The organism is Vibrio sp. 03_296 (assembly GCF_002265885.1).
This window is the reverse complement of record NZ_NPKW01001402.1, coordinates 1-548: the sequence shown is the minus strand read 5'-3', so window position 1 is coordinate 548 and position 548 is coordinate 1. Positions and strand designations below refer to the sequence as shown.

The 548-nt window shown below is 45.5% G+C and carries 1 pseudogene; it reads right to left on the bottom strand.

Going from position 1 to position 548, the window contains the following annotated elements:
* Positions 1 to 548, bottom strand: a pseudogene (locus tag CIK04_RS32615) (transposase); the annotation flags it as partial.

The following is a 548-nucleotide window of genomic DNA, read 5'->3' as shown; positions in this document are numbered from 1 at the left end:
AACGGTTCGATGGTCGAGGTAGAAGAAGCCTTGTGGCTTATTATCACGAGTCATGAAGCCACTCTCTGGGTCAGTGGTAGCTGGTTTTCGGTATTCTTTGTTTTTGACTCTGATTCACGAGCCTTAAGAGGCTTCTTACCCGCTTTTYTCGGTCTAACGCGACGTCGTCATCCAGCATATCAAGATAGGCACTCGCGCGAACCGTCCGTGACTTTATTGGTGTGTTATTCTTGTTGGCGTTCGCTTTGAGATGAGTACTGTCCGTAAAGAGCTCTTGACCCGCGACCAAGCCTTTCGTCATGGCTTGCTCTACGATATTGATAAAAATACGTTCGAATACATCCGTGCCATTAAAGCGACGAATGCGGTTTTGGCTTAGAGTAGAAGCGTGGATGACTTTCTCTGTTAATGACATCCGTAAGAACCAACGGTAAGCGACATTCACTTCAATTTCTTTAACGAGCTGACGCTCACTTTTTATACCAAAGATATAACCAAGCAAGATGATTTTGAAGAGACGAACAGGGTCAACTGGTGGACGCCCATTA